A 25,879-nucleotide genomic window follows, 5' to 3' on the forward strand; every position below is an offset into this window, starting at 1 on the left:
ATATTCATAAAATAAAAAAACTCACCATTTGGTGAGTTTTTTTTGAGAGAGGATTAATATATTAATGTGTCAACTTTTTCAATACTTCAGGTTTTGCATCTAATTTTGCCATTTGCTCTTGAGATAACGTAGCTCTTAGTTTTGCGTCGATAACTTTAGAAAGCTCATTAATTCTTTCTTTAGACAGTTTGCTATTAATAATATCGCTGTTTTTGTAAACGAATAATTGGTAAATGTCATGTTTCATTGGATCTTGCAATGGGACAATTTTTACTAACTGTTCTATGTTCTCTTGGGCAGCCTTTGCAACAGCTTTATTTTCCTGTGCATTTGCGTTAATTGCGAAAGCAAAAAATAACGTGATAATGGCAATTATTTTTTTCATAAGTTTAAATAGTTTGGTATTTTATTGTCCAAATCTAATTAATTTATGATACAATACAAAATTAATTTATTATTTGTCCATTTTTTTTGAATCTCTTTTTTTATTATGCATTCTGTGAGCAAATTTTGCTTTTTGATCATCTTTTGCTTTTTCCCATTTAGCAAATTGTTCTGTAGAAAGGATTTTTTTCATTTTATCTTTTCTAACAATTTGGTCATCTAAACGTTTGCTTGCTTTAGCATAACGCTCATCTGCAGAAAGTTTTTGATCTGAAGTTGTATTGTTTTTTCTCTCATTCATTCGAATCTCTCTGTTCTTTTGATCTTCTTGCAAAAGCGTTTTAACATCTTTTTGTTGAGAAGCACTTAGACCTAAATCAAGGGTCATTTTTTTTACTTGCAATTCAACTCTTTGTTCAGGAGTAAATTGTTCAACCTGAGGTTTGCTCTTACGATCTTGAGGAGCATTCTTTTCTTGTGCAAATGTTGTAAAACTAACAACCATTAATGCCGCAATAACTAACTTTTTCATAAATTCTTTTTTTTAAAGGTTATTGAGATAAGACATTAAAATCCTGAAAAGGTTTAATTTATGTCAAAAATAATGTCGTACGGAGGCTTTGTTTCCGTTTTTGATTTGTATTTTTGCCCCGTGAAAAAATACCTAGTAATCATATCAATGTTAATCTTGTTGAAACCAGTTCTACCGGTTTTACAATACGCCATTAACTACGATTATATTGCAACAGTATTATGTGTGAATAAAGATAAGCCCGCTATGGCTTGTAATGGAAAATGTCATTTGATGAAAGAATTGGCCAAAGCATCAGAAGATGAAAAACCAATCTCATCCGATAAGAAAAACACTGTGGTAGAAACAGTACACTTGTTTATCGAAGATATTAAACCATTTGAATTCAATTCTTTCAACACCGCTTTGTATTCAAAATTAGAAACCAAGTATATTAATCTATATACTCATTTGGAATTAACTTCAATATTCCATCCACCAACCTTTACGGCCTAAATAAAACGATAGAATAACTATGCCTATTATTTTCGATTATCCAGTCGAGAATCATATTGCTATAATTTCTATTGTACTCTATCTATTGTTGGAATACTTCCAAAATAGAAATCATCACACATTTATTTTAATGCAAATAGCTTTGATATAAAGCTAGAATTGCATGCCATTAAAACAAAACAATAAATCGACGGAATACATTCAAAGTGTTCCGAATGAAATGTTTATACTATTTTGAAAAAACTTTTAGTCATCATAACATTGTCAATACTATTGAAGCCTATTTTTCCGGTTTTTCAATACATACTTCAATATGATTACATCACGAAGGTACTTTGTGAGAACAAAGATATACCAATTATGGGATGTAATGGGAAGTGCTATTTGATGAAGGAATTGGCTAAATCATCTGCAGATGAAAAGCCTTCTTCAACCGACAAAAAGAATAGTACTATTGAAGTAGTGTATCTTTTTATTGAAGCATTACCGGATTTTAATATACTTCGTTTTGTTGATAATACCCTAAAGCATATTCCATTGCTTTATACAAATTTATATACCCACTTTAATTCATCCTTTGTATTTCGTCCTCCCATTTTAAAATTTAATCTATAGCCTTTACAGGCAAATTTGAATACGTCCATCATTTGGATGCATTCAATGATTAATTATAAATATTTTAAACAATAAATTGGATTACAATGAACTTTACATTAAGAAATATAGTAGCAATAGCTGCATTTGCAGTAGTATTTACATCATGCAGTAATGATGATGATGCCATCACAGCCGTAGATGGAAAAGGAGAAGTTGAACTTACGTTCGATAACTCGGTTAATGGAGATAACCTAATTTTAGGAACGACCTACACGAACTCAAATAATGAAACTTTAAAAATTAATCGCTTCTCTTATATCGTGAGCAACTTTGTTCTAATTGACGATAAGGGGCAAGAATATACATATCCAAAAGATAAAAGCTATTTTGTGATTAGTGAAGAAGCAAATAAAACAACTTTTCATTTAGAGAATATTCCAGTTGGAAACTATACTAAAATAAAATTTGGATTAGGAGTAGATCAAGCAAAATATGCAACAGGAGAATTAGCCCAACAAGAATTTTGGGATGAAGCTGCGGCAAACAATTTAACTTGGACTTGGTCTACAGGATATAGATTCATCAATTTTGAAGGAACATTTAGTTCCCCAGCTGTAACAGGATCAAAAGCATACCAAGTACACTTAGGAAGTAATAGTGCAACAGATAATTACAGAGAGGTAACCCTTAGTTTTCCTACTACGGCACGTGTAAGAACAGATGCTTTCCCTTCAGTTCACTTGATAACAGATGTGAATAAAGTATTGGACGGAGAAACTAAAATCAAATTGTCTGAAGCAATGAATGGAGCAGGAACAGCGGCAACAATAATGGGTGGAGCAAAGTTGATTTCAATAGCAAATAATACGAAAGGAATGTTTGTTGTAGATCACGTACACGCTACAGGACACTAGTATATAACGTATGAAGCGAGTGTAGCACCGTTGCGCTCGCATACTTTTTACAGATGAAAAAATACATATCTATACTATTGATGGCAACCCTTTGGAGTTGCCAGTCGAACGATGATAGCAGCTATACGGAGATTAATGAACCATTGGAATTTAAAAAACCATCTAATTTTCCTGATTTAACCTATAATATGGGTAATAATCCGCCAACGCAAAAGGGATTTGAATTAGGGAGAAAGTTATTCTATGATGTCCGACTTTCTTCGGATGGTACAGTGTCGTGTTCATTTTGTCACGAGCAAGCCTATGCCTTTACACACCATGGTCATGATTTTAGCCATGGAGTAAATAATCTAGAAGGGATACGAAATGCTCCGGCAGTTCAGAACATGGCTTTTCAATCAGAATACTTCTATGATGGAGCTTCAAATAATCTTGAAATGCTATCGATTGCACCCATTCATAATCCAGTGGAAATGAATGAAACATTGGCTAATATTGTGCTGAAATTAAAGGATGATCCTCAATATAAAAAACTATTTTCTGCTGCTTTTGCAAATGGAGAAATCAGTTCAAATAACCTATTGAAAGCCTTAGCACAATTCATGACCATGATGGTTTCCAGTAATTCGAAATACGATAAATACGTTCGAAATGAACCTGGAGGAGCCTTAACCAGTCAGGAGCTTCAAGGATTGAATCTTTTTCAGGTAAAATGTGCCAGTTGTCATGCAACAGATTTATTTACCGATAGCTCTTTTAGAAATAATGGACTGCCGCCAAATCCGCATTTAGATGATAAAGGAAGAGAAGTAGTGACGGGATTTGATGATGACCGATACAAATTCAAAGTGCCTAGTTTGCGTAATGTTGAAAAAACAGGACCCTACATGCACGATGGACGATTTGGATCACTAGAGTCTGTTTTGAATTTCTATACCAATGGAGTTCAACATTCGGTCACATTAGACCCGCTATTGAATCAAAACGGAACTTTGGGTATCTCATTGTCACCAGAAGATAAAACAGCCTTAATTGCCTTCTTAAAAACGTTAACGGACCAACAATATATTGCTGATCCAAGATTTTATTACAAAACATAAATACAATGAAAACTAAAATAATAGTATTAGTTCTAGCAGTTCAATTTACTTTTTCGGCTTGGGCACATGAAATAAAAGACCCTGTAACTCGATTTACTTACCAACGAATGATGTTGGAAGAAGATGATTGTGACGCATGTGGATGTTCTGCTAATGGTGGTGGAATGAGTTTTAGCTCGATGCTTAACAATAACTTTGTTGGAGTACGCTACTTTCACCAGAGTTATAGTAGTCGCGACGGAATTTTTAAAAACTCTCCTTGGATTGATGAAAATTTTAATACGATGCAAGTATGGGCAAGAGTTCCTGTTGCTAAGAATATTCAGATAATGGCTTTGGTTCCGTATCATTTTCACAACAGTGAGAAAACAGCAGGAGATCAAACGATTAATGGTATAGGTGATATTACAGTATTGGGACTTTATAATGTTTTTCAAACGAAAAGCGATAGTGCAGCAGTTAGACATCAAGTTCAATTAGGTGGAGGTGTAAAAGCACCTACAGGAAAATACGATCGTGCAAATAATGGAAGCGTTAATCCAAGTTTCCAAGTGGGTACAGGAGCATGGGATTTTCTTTTAGTGTCAGAATATGTGATTCGTAAAGATAACTTCGGATTGAATACAATGTTGAATTATACCATTAAAACAGAAAACAAACAACATTATCAGTTTGGAAATCAATTGAATTATGGTAGTACATTGTTTTATACTTTCTCTAATACCAAATATACTTGGGTGCCACAAATAGGTGTTGCAGGAGAAGTATATGAAACCAATCGCAGTTATGGAGAAGACTTAAAAAATACTTCAGGAGATATCTTTTTTGGAAAATTAGGTGTTGAGGTAGGTTTGGATAAATTCTCAGTAGGGTTAAATGCAATGCTACCAATAAATCAGAATCTAACGGGTGGCTTAGTAGAAGCGAATTATCGTTTTGCAGTGAACTTGAATTACAATTTGTAGATTACAACTATTGCAAGAAGAAGTATAAAGAGTGGCTATCAGGTTTTGATAGTCACTCTTTTTTTATGGAAATACTAATATTTATGGACGAGTAGATTAGTAATATTTCTAAATGTTTTCTTAAAGCTTTGGAGTGAAAAAGAGAGTTACCGTATATATTTTATACTTTTGAAACAAAATATTCAACTGCTTTATGTCATTTAAATTACGTCTATTATGTGTTGCACTAGTAATGAGCCTTGGAGGCTTTAGTGCAATGAGTCAAACTTCAGAATATCACTTAAAATTTGATACTCCCGAAGAACTTCAAGCTTTTTTAAAGTTTGATAAAAAGAAATCAATTCCTTTGATTAGTGCACACCGAGGTGGTCCGGCTTTTGGATTTCCAGAGAATTGTACCCAAACTTTTGCCAATACAATCAAATACCATCCAGCAGTAATCGAAACCGATATTGCCTTGAGTAAAGATTCCGTTTTGGTGATGATGCATGATAATACTTTAGATAGAACAACAACAGGAAAAGGTAGGATTGATAATTATACTTTTGACGAGTTGAGACAATTAAAGCTGAAAGATAATAATGGAAGAGTTACCGATTTCAAGATTGAAACATTAGATGAGGTTTTGCAATGGAGTAAAGGAAAAGTAATTTTGAACTTAGATATCAAACGTGGTGTTCCATTTCGTATGATTGTTGATGCAGTGCGTAAGAACAAAGCAGAAGCCTATTCGGTAATTATTACGTATAATGCCAATCAGGCAGCAGAAATTGCAGCTTTAGCACCAGAATTAATGATTTCAGTTTCAGCACGTGGAAAAGAAGATGTAGAACGTTTGGAAGGAATGGGTGTGAAAGTGGAGAAAATGATTGCTTTTGTGGGTATTTCTGAGCCTAAAAAACCAGTATATGATTATCTACACAGCAGAGGAATAAGCTGTATTCTAGGAACGATGGGTAACTTAGATAAAAGTGCTGAAGCAAACGGAGATGTTTTGTATTACAACTTAGTTAAAAATGGAGCCAATGTACTTTCTACAGACCGTAATCAGGAAGCAGGAAAAGAAATAATGAAATACATTGCAGAGAAGAAATTAACGTCAAAACATATGGTAAAAGAATAAAATTTAATTCTTTACAGAAAAGAAAAACCCCAATCTTACTAATAAGATTGGGGTTTTTTATAGCGTACAATTGGATTTTAATTATCCAAGATATTCAACCACTTTATTCTCTCCGTCAACCACAATTTTAATCAAAGCGTTTTTAGAAAGATTTTTTGTAGAAGCATCCCATTTTTTACCGCTTAAATCCGACTTAACTTTCAATAAATTTAATGGCATAGCATTGTCATTAGACTTAAGAAGCTCAATAATAATTTTTTCTTCTTCCGTCATTTCAATTTGAATCGCTTTTTTCTCCGGACGCATTTGTGGGAAAAATAAAACTTCCTGAATAGAACTATTATTTGTCATCAACATAGTCAAACGGTCAATTCCAATTCCAATCCCAGATGTAGGAGGCATACCATATTCTAAAGCTCTAATGAAATCCTGATCAATAAACATAGCCTCATCATCTCCTTTTTCAGATAATTTTAATTGCTCTTCAAAACGCTCACGTTGATCAATAGGATCATTTAACTCAGAATAAGCATTAGCTAATTCTTTACCATTTACCATTAATTCGAAACGCTCTGTTAGCTCAGGATTATCACGGTGTGACTTGCATAAAGGACTCATTTCTTTTGGATAATCCGTGATGAAAGTAGGTTGAACATACAAATGCTCACATTTTTCACCAAAAATCTCATCGATTAGTTTTCCAATACCCATTGTTTCATCTACTGCTAATCCTAGTTTTCGGGCTACATCACGCAATTCATCTTCTTTCATGCCAGCAACATCATAGCCAGTATGGTCTTTGATGGCTTGTAAAATAGGAACACGTGGATAAGGAGCTTTGAAATCAATAGTTTTATCCCCTACAGTAACAGCAGATTTACCATGAACTTCAGTAGCAATTTTCTCTAATAATGTTTCAGTAGTATCCATCATCCAGTTGTAATCCTTGTAAGCAACATAAAGTTCCATTACGGTGAATTCTGGATTATGGGTACGGTCCATTCCTTCGTTACGGAAGTCTTTTGCAAACTCATAAACACCATCAAAACCACCAACAATCAATCTTTTTAAATACAATTCATTAGCGATTCTCAAATATAGAGGAATGTCTAAAGCATTGTGATGAGATATAAATGGACGAGCGGATGCACCACCTGGAATAGGCTGTAATATTGGCGTTTCCACTTCTAAATATCCTTTTTCATTGAAGAAATTACGAATTGTATTTGTAATTTTTGTTCTTTTAATGAAAGTATCTTTAACGTGATCGTTTACGATTAAATCGACATAACGACGACGGTATCTTTGTTCTGGATCACTAAAGGCATCATGTATTTTGCCATCAGCATCTGTTTTTACAATCGGTAGAGGTTTTAAAGCTTTCGCTAAAACCGTTAGTTCATGAACATGAATTGAGATTTCACCGACCTGCGTTTTGAAAACAGTACCACGGATTCCAATAAAATCACCAATATCTAGTAATTTTTTGAAAACAACATTGTACATCATCTTCTCTTCATCCTGCGAAATATCATCACGACTGATGTAGATTTGAATACGGCCTTCGGCGTCCTTCAACTCTGCAAAAGAAGCTTTTCCCATAATTCTACGACTCATCATTCGGCCTGCTAAAATAACCTCCTTACCGTCAAACTTTTCAAAATCAGTAAGTATTTCAGAAGAATACGCTGAAGTTGTAAATTCTTGGGCTGGATAGGGCTCAATTCCTAGCTGACGCAATTGTTGTAAAGCATCTCTACGTAACAGTTCTTGTTCAGATAATTGCATGTGATTAAAATTTATTTTTAAAGATGGCAAAGATAGTGAAAAAGTGTTTATTTGCAGGGGAGTTTAACCGATTAACAATTTTAAAAAGATATGTTACAATTTAATATGCTTTTTGTGGTTGTTTTAGAAAAGGTTAAGAGGAAGATTCTTAAATTTATGACAGAATAAATTTGAAGAATTTAAACCTGTTTTGTAACAAAGTAAGAAATAAATAGTCTTACAGAAAAGAATAAATTTGTAATATCATGAGTATTTGGCGCGTATTATTATCCATATTTCTCCCACCTTTGGCTGTATTAGACAAAGGATGTGGATCGGTTTTAATTGTTTTACTTTTAACTTTTTGCGGTTGGGTACCCGGAACAATTGCTGCTTTAATTATTTTAAATAACCCTAAAAACAACTAAACATGTTGAAAAAAACACACTTTTTATGGATTAATTTTTTACTGTTAATCTCAATGACGAGCTGTCAATTTTCTGAAAATATTTATATTGATGAAGCTGGAACTGGTAAAATCGAATTTGATCTTGATGGATCAAGTATAATGGAGCTGGCTGGTGGTCAATTAGGGAGCGAAAAAGATTTAAAGAATATGGACTCCACATTTGTTTTTGCTGACCTGTTGAAAAACAAAAAAGATAGTATTTCTTTATTGCCACCAGAAAAACAAGCTCTAATAAAATCGCTTGAAAAACTAACCATGCGCATGCTGATGAATGTGGAGAAAAAGCAAATGCAAGTAACGTTGACTTCTAAATTTGATAACGTCAATGAAGTTCATAATATGATGGCATCGATGAAAAATGTCAGCGATTTGGATAAGAAATCAAAAGACACAAAAAATCCATTAGCAGCCTTGTCTGAAGCCGATAATATAGACTTGAGTTATTCATATAATGGAAAAGTATTTAAAAGAACAGGAAAAATTATTGATGCCGCTGCACAAAAAATGATTGTTGATAGTTTAGAGAAATCTAAAATGTTTTTGGAAACATCAATGTACACTCTGAACTACCATTTTCCTAGAAAAATTAAATCAGTATCAAATAAAAAGGCTGAAATTAGTACCGATAAGAAGAGTCTAACACTAGGAGTGAAATATACAGAATATATTGAAAAACCAGAAGTTCTGAATTTAGAAGTCGTTTTAGAAAAGAAGTAATTAACAAAAAATAATGCTATTGTAGTAGTATCTTTGTAGTGTTAATTATGAATAAGTGATCATGAATAAGAAAGTTATACTTCAAGATTTAGGCCTAAAAGATTACAAGGAAACTTGGGATTATCAGGAGACCATTTTTAAAGAAATTCTAGATTTAAAAATAAGAAATAGAAGAGAAGAGCTAACATTAGAAACACCAAATTATCTTTTGTTTGTAGAACATCCTCATGTTTATACTTTAGGAAAGAGCGGAAGCATGGATAATATGCTGTTGAATGAAGATCAATTGGCTGCAAAAAATGCAGTATTCTATAAAATTAATCGAGGAGGAGATATTACGTATCATGGACCCGGTCAAGTAGTGGGATACCCGATATTAGATTTAGATAATTTCTTTACAGATATTCATAAGTATTTACGCTTTTTGGAAGAAGTAATTATTTTGACTTTAGCAGAATACAGTATAAAAGGTACAAGAAGTGATGGGGAAACAGGGGTATGGCTTGATGTAGGCACTCCATTTGCTCGAAAAATATGCGCTATGGGTGTAAGAGCCAGTCGATGGGTAACCATGCATGGATTTGCTTTAAATGTAAATGCCGATTTAGGTTATTTTGATAATATCATTCCTTGTGGAATTCGTGGGAAAGCAGTTACCTCATTACAAGTAGAATTAGGCGTGGAAAGAGTCGATGAAGAAGAACTAAAAAATAAAATAAGTAAACATTTTGAAGTTTTGTTTGAAGCAGAATTACAAATGAAATAAACCTTATAAACTTAAAAAATCCCATACTAGACAGTATGGGATTTTTTTTTAGCCCAAAAGTTAGAAAAGCAAATGACAGGTTAAAGAGAGTAGTTTACGAAGTAAGAAATCATTGTCAGTAACTATTTTACATCTATCGTTATCCAATTTCTTTATAAATAATCCCTTAGGAGGAAAGATTTTTGAGAGAGAAATTCTAATTAAAACTTGCTCGAAATTCCAAAGGAGACAGAGCAGTTTTAATCTTAAACAATCGGCTAAATGATTGTGGGTGTTCAAAACCTAATTCATAAGCAATTTCACTTACAGACAAATTTGTTGTGGATAATTTTTCCTTTGCATTTTCAATCAGCTTATTATGTATGTAATTCTGTGTACTTTGTCCTGTTAACACTTTAAGTAGTCCGCTTAGGTAGCCAGGAGATACATTCAAGGATGCTGCAATGAATTGTACAGTTGGTATTCCATCTGTTGTCAAAGTATTATTTTCGAAATAATTGTCCAGTAAGTTTTCTAGGCGTTCTAAGATAGAATGGTTGCTTATTTTTCGGGTAATGAACTGACGTTGATAATATCTATCAGCATAAGTAAACAGCAGTTCAAGCTGAGCAATGATTACGACTTCACTAAATTTATCGAGGTTTGCCTGATATTCCTGTGTTATGTTCTTTATGATACTCAAAATAACCATTTCTTCTTTGTCAGAAATGAAAAGGGCTTCATTAGAAGAGTAACTGAAATAAGCATATTGCTTGATTGATTTGGCCAAAGGAGTATTCCATAGAAAATCAGGATGTAGTAGTAATATCCAGCCAGAGCGGTCGATTCTGTTTTCTTCTTCTACATCAATTTCAAATACTTGTCCTGGAGCCATGAAAAATAAAACACCTTCATTAAAATCACCAGACTGCTGACCATACTTCATCTTTCCCTTAAAATCGCGGTTGAAAGAGATCGAATAAAAATCGAATATCAAATTCATTTGCGCCATGCAAGGCAATTTTACAAATTGAGAATCAATCACACTGATTAATGGGTGCTCTGGCTTGGGAAGTCCCATCACCTGGTGATATTCGCTGATTGTTTTAATTCTATTAGGTTCTTTGTTTTCCATATTTGAAGTTAATCATTAATAGTTAGAGTTGTTGTGTTTTAGAAGAATATCCTCTTTAAAAACGGAGTACAAGGAGTGACTTATTTCTGATCATTTAATACCTCACCGAGCTTTTTTACTAGGTTATCAGGTTGTTCACGCATAGAATAATGGCCACCTTCAAAAGTATAAACTTTCCAGTTTCTTGCTTCGGCACGATTTCGTCCCATTTTATCAGCAGCAGGATCACTTTGACCATTTTTTGTCATTACAATAAAGACAGATGGAATCTTTTTTGCTAATGGATTTTTTATTTTGACTGGTTCGGTAAATGTCTTTAACGATTGTGGTACATCCATAGGGGGTGTAGGTTGTGGAGTGCCAACTGGATAAACCATGCCTTTTTTTATATTGCCTTCTGTCATTGGGGCCCAATAGTCTCCATAAACGTCTTTGGCACTTTCTCCATTGTTAGGTATCATGGCGTCTAAATAGATCAGCTGTTTAATCCGATCTGGAACTTGCTCAGCTACGCCCGAAATAACGATTCCTCCAAAGCTATGTCCTACCAAAATGACATTATGAAGATTCTCAAATTTGATCACATTTACAATATCGGCTATAAACGTACTCATGTTGATTTTTGCGTTTGACAAATGTACCCTTTCACCAAGTCCAGTCAGAGTTGGACGATAAACAATATCTCCATTTACACTTAAAATGGAATCTACTTTTGCATAATCCCAACCACCATCCCAAGCACCTGGGACAAATAAAAAGGTTCGAGGATGTTCTGTCTGACCAAAACAAACGGAAGAGATTGCAATACTTAAAATAAAAAATAACTTTCTCATAAGATTTTTGATTAAAATAAATTACTTTATACTACAAATTTGGGCAGAAATAAATCGCTCTACATAACCAAATCTCCTTTTGTTGTAACAAATAATACGATTTATGAACTGTCGGTATCTTGTTTTTACAAAAACAAAAATTAAAGTCTTATTGTGGTATTTAAAGAGCTTATTTTTATGATTATTACTTTAAAGAAAAGATATCTTGCGCCAGTAAAGTTTTAATAGAATATTGATTGTAGTGATATACGATCCCTATTAAATTTATTTGAGTAGTTAGTTTAAGCCCATACAGCGTGTATGGGCTTTTTTTATGGCTCAACAATTTGGGGAGTTAAATAGTAAAAGTTTTAATTTCTGAAAATAATTTTATTTATAGCATACTATTCTAAAGTTCGAATTATGATTTTATGAAATAATTAAAAAAATAGGACTTAATGTGATGGGAAATGGACTTATAATACTTCTAGAGATAGTTATATAAAAATATATTGCACTTCATAAAATGTATATACAATCATAAGTCAATAATTGTCAAATTATAACTTGTGTTTTCATGAATACTCAGCTTTATAGCTTGACGAAGTGCTCTCTGTAGATATTGTGATAAAGTAATCAGAATATTTTTTGAGTGAGTTGTAGTAATGATGAAAAGAAGAGGGTAAGAGAATGATTTTATCCTTGTAATTATCAAATTTTAAGTATGCCTTGGGACTTCTTTTTTGATAAAAAACTAATTAATAACACTAACTCAAAAAAATGGAAAATTATTTTAATAAAAAAAAGAACAAGGTTCTTGTTTTGCTGTGTTTGATGATTGTTCAGTTTTCATTTGCTCAGGAAAAGACTATATCAGGAACTGTTATAGAAGCCGATGGACTTCCTTTACCAAGTGTGAACATAATGGTTAAAGGAGAAAAGAAAGGTGTTCAAACAGATCTTTCTGGAAAATATGCAATTAAGGCTAAAGCTGGCGATGTATTGCTTTTTACCTTTTTAGGAATGAAAGATGTTGCAATCACAGTTGGTAATTCTGCTAAAGTAGATATTACAATGAAAGACGACGACGCTCAAGTTTTAGATGATTTAGTGATACTTGGTTATACAAAGAAAAAAGCTTCTGAAGTCACAGGGTCATCAGTAACCATAAAATCAGATAAAATTAAGGATGTTCCAACGGTAACTGTAGATCAAGCTTTACAAGGAAAAGTAGCTGGATTGCAGATTTCCCAATCCTCAGGAACACCAGGTTCAGTACAAGATATTAGAATTCGTGGTGCAGGCTCAATTACAGCCAGTAATGAGCCATTGTATGTGATTGATGGAGTACCAGTTGTAAATTCAGATTTTGGGGGAGGAAAAAATGCGAAAGGTATTTCGGCATCTTCATCTTTATCTGCTTTATCTGCGATTAATAGTAAAGATATTGAAAGTATAACCGTTTTGAAAGACGCATCAGCAACATCAGCTTATGGTGCAAGAGGTTCTAATGGAGTGATTGTAATTACAACAAAAAGCGGTAAAGCTGGGAAAACAGTTTTTAATGTTTCTACATCATTAGGGTTTCAGAACAATGCAGTCGAAGGTCTTAAACCATTAACTGGAAATCAGCGAAAAGAATTATTTCTAGAAGCATTATACAATACGTATGGAGCTTCACAGAATTTTACAAAAGAAAATGCAATAGATTATTATAATGCAAATGCACAAACACTAGATGGGAGAAGACTACAAAACTGGAACGGAATAGATGGGAATTGGGCTAAAAGATTGGAAAATAAAAATGCCACCGTGCAAACCTATGATATTTCAGTTAGTGGTGGTGATGAAAAATCTACTTTTAATGCTTCTTTGGGTCTCAATAAGACAGAGGCTACAGTCGTTGGGGCAGATTTCCAGAGAATTTCGGGAGCTTTAAGATATACAAAAGATTTGACGGAAAGATGGCATTTGTCTACTTCAATGAATGTCTCAAATTCAAGACAGAGAGGTATTTTAGAAGGGGCTGGTTATTTTAGTAACCCTTATATGACAAAATATTTTATGAGTCCATGGGAGCAACCTTATAATCCAGATGGATCTTTGAATATTGATTTGAATACTTCAATTCCAAATACATTATATACTCTCAAAAATAATATTATAAAAAATGATTTAACCCGTGCATTATCGAATACTTCATTATTGTTCGATATTACAGATAAATTGAAATTTAAGTCAGTAGTGGGATTAGATTATAATTTAGCTGTATTCCATAGATATAATAACCGTTATGAAGGAGATGGGCAATCATTGAATGGTTCTGTAGAACAATCTGTTGGAAGAAATCTGAATATAGTAACACAGAACTCATTAAATTATAGATTCAAATTGGGTGAGGAACATAACTTTGATGTTACTGGATTATTTGAATTTCAAAAAAACACCTATAATATTCTGGAAGGTTATGGGCAAAATATAGCTTCAGATGGGTTATTCTATTTAGGTACAACTTCTCAGAATCAATCTACTTCTTCTGTTTTTACAGATTGGTATAATGTGGCTTATTTAGGGATGTTTGATTATAATTTTGCTGGGAAATACGTAATAAGTGCATCATACAGAAAAGAAGGGTCGTCTCGATTTGCTGATGGACAACGTTTTGGTGATTTCTGGTCAGTAGGTGCAGCATGGAATATTCATAATGAGGAATTCCTGAAAAATACTATTTTCAATACACTTCGATTAAGAGGTTCGTATGGAACTAGTGGTAATTCTTCAATTGGAGATAATAAATACCAAGCTTTATTATCCTATGATGTAAATTATGCTGATAATCCAGCAATATATCCATCACAATTTGGAAACAATAATTTGACTTGGGAAAGTAATAAAACAACAGATGCAGGATTTGAATTTGGTGTGCTTAATAATCGAATATCTGGAAGCTTGGCCTATTATAATAAAAACACATTCGATCTGTTACAGGAAGTTAGAATGTCTTATACAACAGGACATGCTACACAATTGGTAAATGCAGGAGATGTAGTGAATAAAGGGGTTGAGATGCAGTTAGATATTGATATTTTTAGAGAAGGAGCATTCAAGTGGTCAGTATCAGGAAATTATGCAACAGTGAAAAATGAAGTTACTCGCTTAGCAAAAGATATGCAAGGGAATGATATTAATCAGACGACAGCATATAAAACAATTAGGGTAGGTGAGCCAATTAATGCCTGGTTTATGCGAAAATGGGCAGGTGTAGATCCGTTAAACGGTAAACCATTATGGTATGTAAATGGTGTTGATGGGGCAACAACTTCAAATTATAATGAAGCTAAACAGGCACTTCAAGGAGGTAGTCCATTGCCAACTTATACTGGAGGATTCTCAACACACTTTGAATTTAAAGGGTTCTTTATTGATGCCAGTTTGTATTTCTCTGGAGGAAATAAGATATATGAAAATTGGTCATCATATACACAAAGTGCTGGACGCGGAGCTTTTTCAATTTACAATGGAGCTGAACCGTTAATGAATAGATGGCAACAACCTGGTGATATTACAGATGTTCCAAAAGTTGAGTTTACAGGCACGGGAAGTAATGCGGCAAGTACATCCACCCGTTTTTTATATGACGGTGATTATATCAGAATTAAAGATTTAGTCTTTGGATATAATTTTGATAGTGCTATGATTAAAAGAATGGGATTTGATGGAGTATCAATGTCTGTTAGAGGTACAAATTTACTTACTTATGTGAAAGATAGCCGATTAAAATATGACCCTGAAGTTCGAGCAGATGGTATGACAAATTTGACAACACCACCAGTGAAATCTGTAGTGTTTGGTTTAAACTTAAAATTTTAAGAAGAAGATGAAAAAGATATTTTACTCAGTTTTTGTACTATTATTATTAGTTGGAATTACTTCTTGTAATAATGATGATTTAGATCCGACAATATCAGATAAAAAAGATATTGAAAATGTAAAGACAGTCTCAGATTTAAAAGGTTTGATGAATGGTGCTTATAATGGAATGACTAATGCAAGTTATTATGGTAGAGATTTTGTTATTTATGGCGAAGTACGTAGTGATAACACCTATGCAAATGGTAATTCAGGGCGGTTTACAGCAGTAGGAGCAATGCTTCAAACTAGTACCAGTGCATATCCTACTGATACTTGGGATATTATATATAGGGTAATTGCAAATTGTAATATTGTAATTAATGCTAATGTGGAAGGTGATATTTCAGCTGTTAATTATGTAAAAGGTCAGGCCTTGGCTTTAAGGGCTTTAGCGCATTTTGATTTAGTAAAATTGTATGGGCAACAACATGTGAATCAAGGGGGGGTAAGTGCTTTAGGTATACCTTATATTACAAAATATAAAGATTTAAATAATTTATATCCTGTAAGGAATACAGTTCAAGAAGTGAGAGATAAGGTTTATGTAGATTTAGATTTAGCGATTCAAAAAATGCAAATAGGTATTTCTTCAGCAAATTCGACTAAAGAAGAAATAAGTTTAAATGCAGCTAAGTCGATAAAATCGAGAATAGCCTTGTATTTTGGAGATTGGGAATTAGCTAAAATAGCTTCACAAGAGATCATTGATTCAAATCAATTTTCAATTTCGTTAAAAGATAAATATAAAGATTCTTTTAAGGATAAGGAAACAGGGAACTCTATTTTTGAATTGGCATTTCGTACGAATGATAATAATGGTAACAATAGTTTGAAGCAGATTTATCAAGCAACAAATTATGGAGATATACAAGTATTAGAAGATTTAGTAAACATTTTCGAGCCAACAGATGTTAGATACAATGGAGATCTTTCAGTTGGAATTCCAAGTCAAATGATTCGTAAAGTTTCAAATAGATGGAGAAATTATGGGAAGTACCCTGAATTAGATAGTAATGTAAAATTAGTCCGTATTGAAGAGGTTTTTTTAATCAATGCAGAAGCTAGATTTGAATTAGATAGTTCAGACCCAATTGCATTAGTAAACTTAAATAAAATACCTATGAATAGAGGAGCATCTTTATACACAGATGTAACGAAAGATAATATTTTATTAGAGCGAAGAAAAGAGCTTTGTTTTGAAGGATTTCGATTTGATGATTTGGCCAGAAGCCATAAAAATATTCCATTAGTAAGTACTAATGAACAAACACATGAAGGGCCGATATATGGATCAATCAGATATGCCTTTCCAATTCCGTTATCTGAAATAACAGCGAATAATAATATAATTCAAAATGCGGGATACAATTAATTTTTCCTGTAGTAAAATTTTTAAGCCTCAATTTTAATTGAGGCTTTTTTTATAAAAAAAAAACTATAGTTCGAGTTTTAATTGTTCGGGTAATAATTTAAAAGACATGCGATGGTATTTTGTAGTGCCATATTTTCGAATAGCTTCACGATGCTCTAGAGTAGGGTATCCTTTATTTTTTTTCCAATTGTACATTGGGAACTCTTCATGAATTTTGTCCATATAATCATCACGATAGGTTTTTGCTAATATAGAAGCTGCTGCAATACTCAAGTATTTTGAATCTCCCTTAATGATACAGCTATGAGGTATGTCTAGAACAGGTTTAAAGCGATTGCCATCAACAATAATGTAATTCGGTTTTGGGTCTAATTTCTTGATGCTTTCCTGCATAGCATAAATAGATGCATTTAAAATGTTAATTTCATCTATTAATAGGGGTTCAATATGAGTTACGGCACAAGAAATAGCAATTTCTTCTACAATAGGTCGTAGGTAAACTCTCTTTTTTTCTGTTAATTTTTTGGAATCATTTAGAAGCTCATTGATGTAAAATTCTGGTAGAATAACTGCTGCAGCCGTTACTGGGCCTGCTAAACAACCTCTTCCGGCTTCATCTGTTCCAACTTCTAATGTTAAGCCAGAGTAATTATTGAGTAACATTTGTGATTTTTATCAAAAATACAAAAATATATACAAATTTAGCAAGGTATTGCTTGTTATTTTTGTTCAAAAAAACACTTTGTATAATTTTATCTTTTTTTTGTTAAAATAATCTCAAAACCCCTTATTTTACTGGATTTTTTTCTTTAAGATTTTATTAAGACGTTTGCGTTAACTAACTCAAATAAAATTAATATGAGATCGAAATTTAAATGGATTTTTACGCTATTATTGGCGTTTTCAATGCAGTTTTCGTTCGCGCAAGAAAAAACTATTTCTGGAGTAGTAACCGAAGGGGGATTGCCATTACCAGGAGTGAATGTAGTTATTAAGGGTGCGACAAGTGGAACACAAACAGATTTTGATGGTAAATACGCTATCAAAGCAAAACCAGGAGATGTAATTATGTTTACATTTTTAAGTATGAAAGATGCTGCTGTAACAGTAGGAGCATCAAATACTGTAAATGTAGTAATGACTGGTGATGCACAAGTATTAGATGAACTTGTAGTCTTAGGATATTCAACTAAAAAATCTTCACAAGTTACTGGATCATCAGTAATGATAAAAGCAGATAAGATTAAGGATGTACCAATGGTATCTGTAGATCAAGCTTTGCAAGGTAAAGTTGCAGGTTTACAGATTTCACAATCTTCAGGAACACCTGGATCTGTTCAGAATATCAGAATTCGTGGTGCAGGATCTATCACAGCAAGTAACGAACCATTATATGTAATTGATGGAGTACCTGTAGTGAACTCTGATTTTGGTGGAGGTAAAGATGCAAATGGAGTTTCTTCTTCATCCTCTTTATCAGCATTAGTATCTTTAAATAGTAAAGATATTGAAAGTATTACCGTATTGAAAGATGCATCTGCAACATCTGCATATGGTGCACGTGGATCAAACGGGGTTATCGTAATTACTACAAAAAGTGGTAAAGCAGGTAAAACAGTATTTAATGTATCTACTTCATTAGGTTTTCAAAACAATGCAGTAAAAGGATTAAGACCATTAACTGGTAATCAAAGAAAAGAGTTGTTCCTTGAGGCAATATACAATACGTATGGAGCTGCAAATAACTTCACAAAAGATCAGGCAATAGGTTACTATAACGATAACTCACAAAGTTTGGATGGTAACCGTTTGAAAAACTGGAATGGAGTTGATGGTAACTGGACAAGAGAATTAGAAAATAAAGATGCTACAATTCAAACGTATGATATCTCTGCAAGTGGTGGAGATGATAAATCAACGTTCAATGCATCGTTAGGTTTAAATAAAACAGATGCTACTGTTGTTGGTGCGGATTTTCAACGTATCAATGGAGCGTTTAAATACACAAGAAACTTAAATGATAAATTGCGTATTTCAACATCTGTAAGTGTATCGAATTCAAGACAAAGAGGTATTTTAGAAGGATCTGGAACATTCAGTAACCCTTACTTAACTAAATATTTCATGAGTCCATGGGAACACCCATACAATGCTGATGGATCTTTGAATATTGATTTAAATACTTCAATTCCAAATACATTGTATACATTGAAGAATAATATTGTGAAAAACGATTTAACACGTGCTTTATCAAATACTTCACTTCAATATGATATTACAGATAAATTGAAATTTAAATCTGTAGTAGGTTTAGATTACAACTTGTCAACTTACCACAGATACAATAACCGTTACGAAGGTGATGGATTAGCTGTAAATGGATCAGTTTACGAATCAATCGGAAGAAACTTTAACTTAGTAACACAAAACTCTTTGAATTATAAATTCAATTTAGGAGACCATAACTTTGATGTTACAGGTTTATTTGAACACCAAAAAAATACATACAATTTATTAGAAGCATCAGGACAAAATATAGCTTCAGATGGATTATTTTTAGTAGGAACAACTTCTGAAAATCAAGGAGTGTCTTCAGCTTTCACAGACTGGTATAATGTAGCTTACTTAGGGATGTTCAATTATAACTATGCGGGAAAATATGTATTAGATGCATCATTTAGAAGAGAAGGATCTTCAAGATTTGCAGACGGACAACGTTTTGGTAACTTCTGGTCAGTTGGAGCAGCTTGGAATATTCACAATGAATCATTCATGGAGAATACTATTTTCAATACATTGAGAGCAAGAGCTTCTTATGGTACATCAGGTAACTCTTCAATTGGAGAAAACCTATACCAAGCATTATTATCATACGATGTAAACTATGCTGATAATCCAGGAATTTACCCATCACAATTTGGAAATAGCAAATTAACTTGGGAAAGTAACAAAACATTTGATGCAGGATTTGAATTTGGAATCTTGAATAATAGAGTATCAGGAAGTTTTGCTTATTATAACAAAAACACATTTGACTTATTGCAAGCAGTTAGAATGTCTTATACAACAGGACATGCTACTCAATTAGTGAATGCAGGTGATGTTGTGAATAAAGGTATTGAGGCGCAATTAGACGTTGAGATCTTTAGAGAAGGAGCATTCAAATGGTCTGTATCTGGTAACTTTGCAACAGTACAAAATGAAGTAACTCGTTTAGCAAAAGATACACAAGGAAATGATATTAATCAAACTTCAGCTTACAAAACTACAAGAGTAGGTGAGCCAATCGGAGCTTGGTTTATGAGAAAATGGGCTGGTGTAGATCCTGCAAATGGAAAACCATTATGGTTTGTAAATGGAAAAGATGGAGCTACAACATCTAATTACAACGAAGCGCAACAAGCACTTCAAGGCGGTAGTGCATTACCTACATATACTGGAGGTTTCTCTACTCATTTTGAATTTAAAGGTTTCTTCGTTGATGCTAGTATTTATTTTGCTGGTGGAAACAAAATTTACGAAGATTGGTCTTCTAACACAAACAGTACTGGACGTACTCCATTAGTAACATACAATGGTGCTGAACCATTAATGAACAGATGGCAACAACCAGGAGACATTACAGATGTACCTAAAGTCGAATTTACAGCTACAGGAAGTAATGCTTCTTCAACATCAACTCGTTTCTTATACGATGGAGATTTCTTAAGAATTAGAGATTTAGTATTTGGATATAACTTTGATGGAGATTTCATTAAGAGAATCGGTTTTGAAGGACTTAGTATGTCATTGAGAGGAACAAACTTGTTCACGTATGTAAAAGACGATAGATTGAAATACGATCCAGAAGTTAGAGCGGATGGATATACAAATTTAACTACACCTCCTGTGAAATCAGTAGTGTTTGGTTTAAACTTAAAATTCTAAGAAAAAGATGAAAAAGATATTATATTCAATTTTTGCAATGTCTTTGTTGCTTGGAACTATGACATCATGTAATAATGATGATTTAGATCCGACTTTGGCAGATAAAAAAGATATTGAAAACGTGAAAACAGTTTCAGATTTAACAGGATTGTTAAATGGAGCTTATAACCGTATGACAAACGTTTCGTACTACGGAAGAGATTTTATCATTTACGGTGAAGTACGTGCAGATAATACATTTGCAAATGGTAACTCAAACCGATTTGTACAAGAAGGAGCTATGGATGTGCTTTCTACTTATACTAACCAAACGAATACATGGGATATCATGTATAAAGTTATAGCAAACTGTAATATTATTATTGCAGCAGATGTAACTGGTGATGAAGGTGAAATTAACTATGTAAAAGGACAAGCTTTAGCTTTAAGAGCTTTAGTTCATTTTGATTTGCTAAAGTTATATGGACAACAACACGTAAATGGTGGTGGACTAAATGCTTTAGGTGTTCCTTATATTTCAAAATACAAAGACATGAATAATTTGTATCCTACTAGAAATACAGTGAATGAAGTTAAGAATTTTGCCTTTGCAGATTTGAATTTAGCAATTCAAAAAATACAAGCAGGAACTGCAAGCGGTAACTCAAAAGAAACTGTCGGTATAAATGCAGTAAGAGCAATTCAAGCTAGAATGGCTTTGTATTTTGGAGATTGGCAATTGGCTAAAACAGCATCTCAAGAGATTTTAGATACAAACCAATATACAATTACTGCAAGTGATAAGTATAAAGATTCATTTGATTCTAAACAATCTGGAAATTCAATTTTCGAATTAGCTTTCAGAGGAAACGATAACTTAGGAAACAATAGTCTTACTCAAATTTACCAAGCTACAAACTATGGTGATGTTCAAGTTTTACAAAACCTAGTTGATCTTTATAGTGCTACTGATGTTAGATCTAATGGTGATCTTTTTCCAGGTGAGCCAAGTCAAATGATTCGTAAGGTTTCAAACAGATGGAGAAACTATGGTAAATATCCAACATTAGAAAGTAATGTGAAAATTTTCCGTGTTGAAGAAATTTATTTAATCAATGCAGAAGCTCGTTTTGAATTAGATAATGCTGATCCAATCGCATTAACGAACTTAAATGCTATTCCTGCACGTAGAGGTGCTGCTGCATATGCTTCAGCAACAAAAGCTAATATTTTATTAGAACGTAGAAAAGAATTTGCTTTCGAAGGATTCCGTTTTGATGATTTAGCAAGAACAGGTCAAAGTATTCCAAATGTTGATCCACAACAAACGCATGGTGGTCCAGCATACGGATCTACAAAATATGCTTTCCCTATTCCGTTAACCGAAATTACAGCAAATAGTAATTTAGTTCAGAACGCTGGGTATAATTAATAAGTTAAGTTTTTAGATATAAAAGCCGTCTCAATTCGTTGAGACGGCTTTTTTTATGTTTATGCGATATATACATAAATAGTATGCATGTTAAATTTTCAAGATTTCATGCATAAATTTAATGGTAGTAAATCATTTATTTATACAGGCTACTTTATTGAAAATAGGCAATTGGATTCTGTATATATCATTAGGACTTTGTACAGGATTTACTACAGAGTGTTTGTGTGGTTTAAGAGTTGTGTTTTTTGTTGAAAGTATTGTAAATACTGGGCATTGCGAGTGTTTTTAATTAACATAAAATTTGTATAATATTAAATTTGAAGATGCTTTATGGTGGTTTTTTAGTATTGAATTTTATGTAATTATTACCTAAACGTTTTAGGATATTTGTATTGTTTGGCTTTCTTTATTGCACTATATGTTGTTTTATGTAGTATTTTTTTTGATGTGTTTAATGCATATTATTTTTACGAACACTTGTTTATTTAAGAAATAATTAAGAAGTTTGCGTAATAACTAACTCAAATAAAAATAATATGAGATCGAAGTTTAAATGGATTTTTACGCTATTACTAGCGTTTTCAATGCAGTTTTCGTTCGCACAGGAGAAAACTGTTTCTGGTGTAATCACCGAAGGGGGATTGCCTTTACCACAAGTTAATGTACAAGTAAAAGGTACAAATCGTGGTGTTCAAACTGATATGGATGGTAAGTATGCTATTAAAGCGAAAGCTGGTGAAGTACTTGAATTCTCATATCTAAGTATGAAAACTCAATCAGTAACTGTTGGGGCAAGTAATGCTGTAAATATTGCAATGGTAGCATCTGCTGAGGAATTAGAAAATGTAGTTGTAGTTGCTTATGGTAAACAAGATAAGAAGACAATGGTTCAAAGTGTAGCTATTGTAGGTCTTGATCAAATAAAAGATATACCAGCAATTTCTCCACAAGAATTATTGCAAGGTCAGGCTGCCGGTGTACAAGTGGTAGGTTCTTCTGGTATTCTTGGTTCTGCACCTGTAATTAAAATTAGAGGGGTAGCTTCTATTAGTGCAGGTGGGTCTCCACTAATTGTAGTGGATGGAGTGCCTTTGAATGATAGAGATATGACAGATAATCAAGGTGGAAATCAAGGTTTAAACCCACTAGCGGATATTAACCCTGCAGATATTCAGTCCTTTTCGGTTCTTAAAGATGCAGCTGCAACAGCGGTGTATGGATCAAGAGGAGCAAATGGAGTAATCTTGATTACAACTAAGTCCGGTAAAAGAGGTCAAAAAACTAGTGTTTCATTAAACGTTTCTACCTCTATTTCTGAGAAAACAGATACAATGGATATATTGAGTGCGGCTCAGTTCAAACAATATTTAATTGATAGAGGAAGTGCGCCAAGTACATCTACAACTTCATATGATTGGATTAAAGGAGTAACACGTACAGGAATTTCAAAAGATGTTGATTTTAGTGTTTCTGGTGGTGAGGAAAAAACAACTTTCTATTTAGGAGCAAACTTTAAAGATCAACAAGGCTTTATTAGAGGAAATAACTTGAGAAAAAATGGTGTAAGATTGAATTTAACTCATCAGGCAACTGATTGGTTAAAAGTAGGTGCTAATATGGCAGCTTCTGAAACTAAAATCGACCGTGTTGGTGCTGAAAATAATACTGCAGCTCCAATGACGACAGCATATTTGCAAAGTCCTTTAGGTTCACCATATGATGCACAAGGAAGATACCAAAGATTAGGATTGCCAAATGTTGTAGCGATTGAAGATTTAGATATTAATTTTGCGAATACATTTAGAGTGTATGGAAATGTTTTTGCGGAAGCACAACTTTTTGACGGATTAACGTATAAAGCTGATTTTGGAGTTGATAGAATTCAATTAGAGCAATTTCAAAGACAAATGGAATTGAATACTGAAGGAGGTTATGGATATAATGATGTTTCGCAACAAAATAAATATGTATTTACAAATACATTGAATTTTAATAGACGATTTAATGATGTACATGAATTTAATGCAGTTGCGGGTATTTCTTATGAGAAAATAGATGTAAGAAGTATTACAGTTGAAGGAACAGGTTTTCTTTCTGATGCATTAATTAATGTTACTTCTGCTGCTCAAAAAACAACTACCTCAAATGCAACTTCAGCAAGTAGTTTAGTAGGTTATTTTACAAGAGCTGGTTATGTATATGATGGTAAATATTCTGTTGAAGGATCTTTTAGACGTGATGGCTCATCTAGATTTGGAGCTAATAATAAATTTGGTAATTTCTGGTCAGTTGGTGCTGCTTGGGTAGTGTCAAGAGAAGAGTTTTTAGTAAATTCTACATGGTTATCAAATTTAAAACTTAAAGGTAGTTATGGTACTGCTGGTAATGATAGAATCGGTGATTATGGTCATTATAGTAATTTTACTGGGGGTATACTTGGAGCATATGCAGATAATGGAGGACAAGTATTTGCAACTCCAGCTAATCCTGATTTACAGTGGGAAAAAAGTAAATCATACGATTTAGGTTTTGAATTAGGTATGTTCAATAATCGTGTGAAATTAGAAGTTGATTACTACAACAAGAAAACGGAAGATATGTTGTTATTTGTTCCGATTCAATCAACAAATGGTGGTTTAAATGGATACACTAAAAATGCTGGATCTATGGAAAATAAAGGATTTGATATCACTTTATCTACTGTAAACGTTAAAACAGATAATTTTGAATGGTCATCTTCTATTAATTTTGGAATTAACAAGAATAAAGTTTTAGATTTGCCTGGAGCGAGTCAAGATTTAGATGGGAATCGTTATGTATCTGGTGGTAACTACCAAAGAGCAATCGAAGGACATTCAGTGAATTCATTCTTCTTAATCCGTTACAATGGAATTAACCCTCAAACAGGTAATGCTGAATGGTTAGATAAAAATGGTAACGTAACATTAACGCCAACTGCAAATGATAGAGTTATTGTAGGAGATGCAAATCCTGATTTCGTTGGAGGTTTCACAAATACGGTGAAATGGGGTAATTTTGACTTAAATGTTTTAATAAACTTCAGTTATGGTAATGACATCTATGTTGAAGGTTTACAATTTACGGACGTAGTTGGTGGTGGATTCAACAAGCGTGTACAAATGTTAAACTACTGGAAACAACCAGGAGACAATGCTCACGCTCCATCTATGACAAGCCCAACTAGATCTACTTTCAATCAAGCTTCTACAGCACAATTGAAAGATGGTTCTTACGCTAGATTGAAAAACTTAACATTAGGGTATACTTTACCAAAAGATATCGTAAATAGATTTGGTTTTGTACAAGGTGTTAGATTGTATTTTACAGCAGTTAACCTTTATACATTAAAGAGCGATGAGTTGAAAGGTATTGATCCAGAGGTTTCTAGTAGAACTTCTAATTTAGGTCAAGGAGAAACTTTCTTCTCTGCTCCTCAATCAAAAACGTTCTTGTTTGGTGCAAGATTAACATTCTAAAA

Annotated in this window: 20 protein-coding genes; 14 read left to right on the forward strand and 6 right to left on the reverse strand. The window is 33.2% G+C overall.

The features are described from left to right. Window positions 1-61: 61 nt before the first annotated feature. On the reverse strand, window positions 62-385 hold the full coding sequence (locus tag P6733_RS12420; protein WP_306353223.1) for a hypothetical protein: 324 nt from the start codon (window positions 383-385) through the stop codon (window positions 62-64). Between the two features lie 69 nt (window positions 386-454). Further along, complete coding sequence (locus tag P6733_RS12425; protein ID WP_306353224.1) at window positions 455-916, reverse strand: hypothetical protein; 462 nt, start codon at window positions 914-916, stop codon at window positions 455-457. Between the two features lie 60 nt (window positions 917-976). Between P6733_RS12425 and P6733_RS12430 the strand changes: the two genes are divergently transcribed. From P6733_RS12430 to P6733_RS12455, 6 genes are all read left to right on the forward strand, one after another. Beyond that, on the forward strand, window positions 977-1,411 hold the full coding sequence (locus P6733_RS12430; RefSeq protein ID WP_306353225.1) for a hypothetical protein: 435 nt from the start codon (window positions 977-979) through the stop codon (window positions 1,409-1,411). 234 nt (window positions 1,412-1,645) lie between these two features. Then, entirely contained in the window at window positions 1,646-2,026 is a 381-nt protein-coding gene (locus tag P6733_RS12435) for a hypothetical protein (RefSeq protein ID WP_306353226.1), read from the forward strand. A gap of 86 nt (window positions 2,027-2,112) precedes the next feature. Next, complete coding sequence (locus P6733_RS12440; RefSeq protein ID WP_306353227.1) at window positions 2,113-2,922, forward strand: MbnP family protein; 810 nt, start codon at window positions 2,113-2,115, stop codon at window positions 2,920-2,922. A gap of 53 nt (window positions 2,923-2,975) precedes the next feature. Continuing rightward, window positions 2,976-4,022: a cytochrome-c peroxidase gene (locus P6733_RS12445; RefSeq protein ID WP_306353228.1), complete on the forward strand. Its 1,047-nt coding sequence runs from the start codon at window positions 2,976-2,978 to the stop codon at window positions 4,020-4,022. A gap of 5 nt (window positions 4,023-4,027) precedes the next feature. Continuing rightward, entirely contained in the window at window positions 4,028-4,987 is a 960-nt protein-coding gene (locus P6733_RS12450; RefSeq protein WP_306353229.1) for a transporter, read from the forward strand. Window positions 4,988-5,180: 193 nt separating this feature from the next. Further along, window positions 5,181-6,110 (forward strand): glycerophosphodiester phosphodiesterase family protein, encoded by a 930-nt coding sequence (locus P6733_RS12455; RefSeq protein ID WP_306353230.1) that lies wholly within the window; start codon window positions 5,181-5,183, stop codon window positions 6,108-6,110. An 81-nt stretch (window positions 6,111-6,191) separates the two neighbouring features. On the opposite strand, the gene lysS is transcribed toward P6733_RS12455, so the two are convergent. After that, window positions 6,192-7,898, reverse strand: coding sequence for a lysine--tRNA ligase (gene lysS / locus P6733_RS12460; protein WP_306353231.1), 1,707 nt, complete (start codon window positions 7,896-7,898; stop codon window positions 6,192-6,194). A 245-nt stretch (window positions 7,899-8,143) separates the two neighbouring features. On the opposite strand from lysS, the gene P6733_RS12465 reads away from it, so the two are divergent. From P6733_RS12465 to lipB, 3 genes are all read left to right on the forward strand, one after another. Beyond that, window positions 8,144-8,305, forward strand: coding sequence for a YqaE/Pmp3 family membrane protein (locus P6733_RS12465; RefSeq protein ID WP_306353232.1), 162 nt, complete (start codon window positions 8,144-8,146; stop codon window positions 8,303-8,305). A 2-nt stretch (window positions 8,306-8,307) separates the two neighbouring features. Next, window positions 8,308-9,063 carry a hypothetical protein gene (locus P6733_RS12470; protein WP_306353233.1) on the forward strand — a complete coding sequence of 252 codons (756 nt, stop codon included), beginning with the start codon at window positions 8,308-8,310 and terminating at the stop codon, window positions 9,061-9,063. Between the two features lie 61 nt (window positions 9,064-9,124). Further along, window positions 9,125-9,829 (forward strand): lipoyl(octanoyl) transferase LipB, encoded by a 705-nt coding sequence (gene lipB / locus P6733_RS12475; protein ID WP_306353234.1) that lies wholly within the window; start codon window positions 9,125-9,127, stop codon window positions 9,827-9,829. Between the two features lie 196 nt (window positions 9,830-10,025). On the opposite strand, the gene P6733_RS12480 is transcribed toward lipB, so the two are convergent. Beyond that, window positions 10,026-10,943: a helix-turn-helix domain-containing protein gene (locus tag P6733_RS12480; RefSeq protein WP_306353235.1), complete on the reverse strand. Its 918-nt coding sequence runs from the start codon at window positions 10,941-10,943 to the stop codon at window positions 10,026-10,028. An 80-nt stretch (window positions 10,944-11,023) separates the two neighbouring features. Next, entirely contained in the window at window positions 11,024-11,776 is a 753-nt protein-coding gene (locus P6733_RS12485) for an alpha/beta fold hydrolase (RefSeq protein WP_306353236.1), read from the reverse strand. A 759-nt stretch (window positions 11,777-12,535) separates the two neighbouring features. Here P6733_RS12485 and P6733_RS12490 point away from each other — a divergent pair. Beyond that, on the forward strand, window positions 12,536-15,625 hold the full coding sequence (locus P6733_RS12490) for a SusC/RagA family TonB-linked outer membrane protein (RefSeq protein WP_306353237.1): 3,090 nt from the start codon (window positions 12,536-12,538) through the stop codon (window positions 15,623-15,625). 7 nt (window positions 15,626-15,632) lie between these two features. Continuing rightward, on the forward strand, window positions 15,633-17,039 hold the full coding sequence (locus P6733_RS12495) for a RagB/SusD family nutrient uptake outer membrane protein (protein WP_306353238.1): 1,407 nt from the start codon (window positions 15,633-15,635) through the stop codon (window positions 17,037-17,039). A 63-nt stretch (window positions 17,040-17,102) separates the two neighbouring features. Here P6733_RS12495 and P6733_RS12500 read toward each other — a convergent pair whose 3' ends face one another. Continuing rightward, entirely contained in the window at window positions 17,103-17,702 is a 600-nt protein-coding gene (locus tag P6733_RS12500; RefSeq protein ID WP_306353239.1) for a ribonuclease HII, read from the reverse strand. Between the two features lie 195 nt (window positions 17,703-17,897). Here P6733_RS12500 and P6733_RS12505 point away from each other — a divergent pair, with 195 nt between their 5' ends. The 3 genes from P6733_RS12505 (at window position 17,898) to P6733_RS12515 (ending at window position 25,877) form a co-directional block, all read left to right on the forward strand. Further along, entirely contained in the window at window positions 17,898-20,966 is a 3,069-nt protein-coding gene (locus P6733_RS12505) for a SusC/RagA family TonB-linked outer membrane protein (RefSeq protein WP_306353240.1), read from the forward strand. 7 nt (window positions 20,967-20,973) lie between these two features. Then, on the forward strand, window positions 20,974-22,377 hold the full coding sequence (locus P6733_RS12510; protein ID WP_306353241.1) for a RagB/SusD family nutrient uptake outer membrane protein: 1,404 nt from the start codon (window positions 20,974-20,976) through the stop codon (window positions 22,375-22,377). Between the two features lie 539 nt (window positions 22,378-22,916). Continuing rightward, window positions 22,917-25,877 carry a SusC/RagA family TonB-linked outer membrane protein gene (locus P6733_RS12515; protein WP_306353242.1) on the forward strand — a complete coding sequence of 987 codons (2,961 nt, stop codon included), beginning with the start codon at window positions 22,917-22,919 and terminating at the stop codon, window positions 25,875-25,877. Window positions 25,878-25,879: the final 2 nt, after the last annotated feature.

The organism is Flavobacterium aerium (assembly GCF_030766725.1).
Classification (GTDB): Bacteria; Bacteroidota; Bacteroidia; order Flavobacteriales; family Flavobacteriaceae; genus Flavobacterium; species Flavobacterium aerium.

What these genes read in the sequence shown, in the direction of transcription:
- P6733_RS12420 (WP_306353223.1), bottom strand. Translation starts at nt 385, where the DNA reads ATGAAAAAAATAATTGCCATTATCACGTTATTTTTTGCTTTCGCAATT.
- P6733_RS12425 (WP_306353224.1), bottom strand. Translation starts at nt 916, where the DNA reads ATGAAAAAGTTAGTTATTGCGGCATTAATGGTTGTTAGTTTTACAACA.
- P6733_RS12430 (WP_306353225.1), top strand. Translation starts at nt 977, where the DNA reads ATGTCAAAAATAATGTCGTACGGAGGCTTTGTTTCCGTTTTTGATTTG.
- P6733_RS12440 (WP_306353227.1), top strand. Translation starts at nt 2,113, where the DNA reads ATGAACTTTACATTAAGAAATATAGTAGCAATAGCTGCATTTGCAGTA.
- P6733_RS12445 (WP_306353228.1), top strand. Translation starts at nt 2,976, where the DNA reads ATGAAAAAATACATATCTATACTATTGATGGCAACCCTTTGGAGTTGC.
- P6733_RS12450 (WP_306353229.1), top strand. Translation starts at nt 4,028, where the DNA reads ATGAAAACTAAAATAATAGTATTAGTTCTAGCAGTTCAATTTACTTTT.
- P6733_RS12455 (WP_306353230.1), top strand. Translation starts at nt 5,181, where the DNA reads ATGTCATTTAAATTACGTCTATTATGTGTTGCACTAGTAATGAGCCTT.
- lysS (WP_306353231.1), bottom strand. Translation starts at nt 7,898, where the DNA reads ATGCAATTATCTGAACAAGAACTGTTACGTAGAGATGCTTTACAACAA.
- P6733_RS12465 (WP_306353232.1), top strand. Translation starts at nt 8,144, where the DNA reads ATGAGTATTTGGCGCGTATTATTATCCATATTTCTCCCACCTTTGGCT.
- P6733_RS12470 (WP_306353233.1), top strand. Translation starts at nt 8,308, where the DNA reads ATGTTGAAAAAAACACACTTTTTATGGATTAATTTTTTACTGTTAATC.
- lipB (WP_306353234.1), top strand. Translation starts at nt 9,125, where the DNA reads ATGAATAAGAAAGTTATACTTCAAGATTTAGGCCTAAAAGATTACAAG.
- P6733_RS12480 (WP_306353235.1), bottom strand. Translation starts at nt 10,943, where the DNA reads ATGGAAAACAAAGAACCTAATAGAATTAAAACAATCAGCGAATATCAC.
- P6733_RS12485 (WP_306353236.1), bottom strand. Translation starts at nt 11,776, where the DNA reads ATGAGAAAGTTATTTTTTATTTTAAGTATTGCAATCTCTTCCGTTTGT.
- P6733_RS12490 (WP_306353237.1), top strand. Translation starts at nt 12,536, where the DNA reads ATGGAAAATTATTTTAATAAAAAAAAGAACAAGGTTCTTGTTTTGCTG.
- P6733_RS12495 (WP_306353238.1), top strand. Translation starts at nt 15,633, where the DNA reads ATGAAAAAGATATTTTACTCAGTTTTTGTACTATTATTATTAGTTGGA.
- P6733_RS12500 (WP_306353239.1), bottom strand. Translation starts at nt 17,702, where the DNA reads ATGTTACTCAATAATTACTCTGGCTTAACATTAGAAGTTGGAACAGAT.
- P6733_RS12505 (WP_306353240.1), top strand. Translation starts at nt 17,898, where the DNA reads ATGAGATCGAAATTTAAATGGATTTTTACGCTATTATTGGCGTTTTCA.
- P6733_RS12510 (WP_306353241.1), top strand. Translation starts at nt 20,974, where the DNA reads ATGAAAAAGATATTATATTCAATTTTTGCAATGTCTTTGTTGCTTGGA.
- P6733_RS12515 (WP_306353242.1), top strand. Translation starts at nt 22,917, where the DNA reads ATGAGATCGAAGTTTAAATGGATTTTTACGCTATTACTAGCGTTTTCA.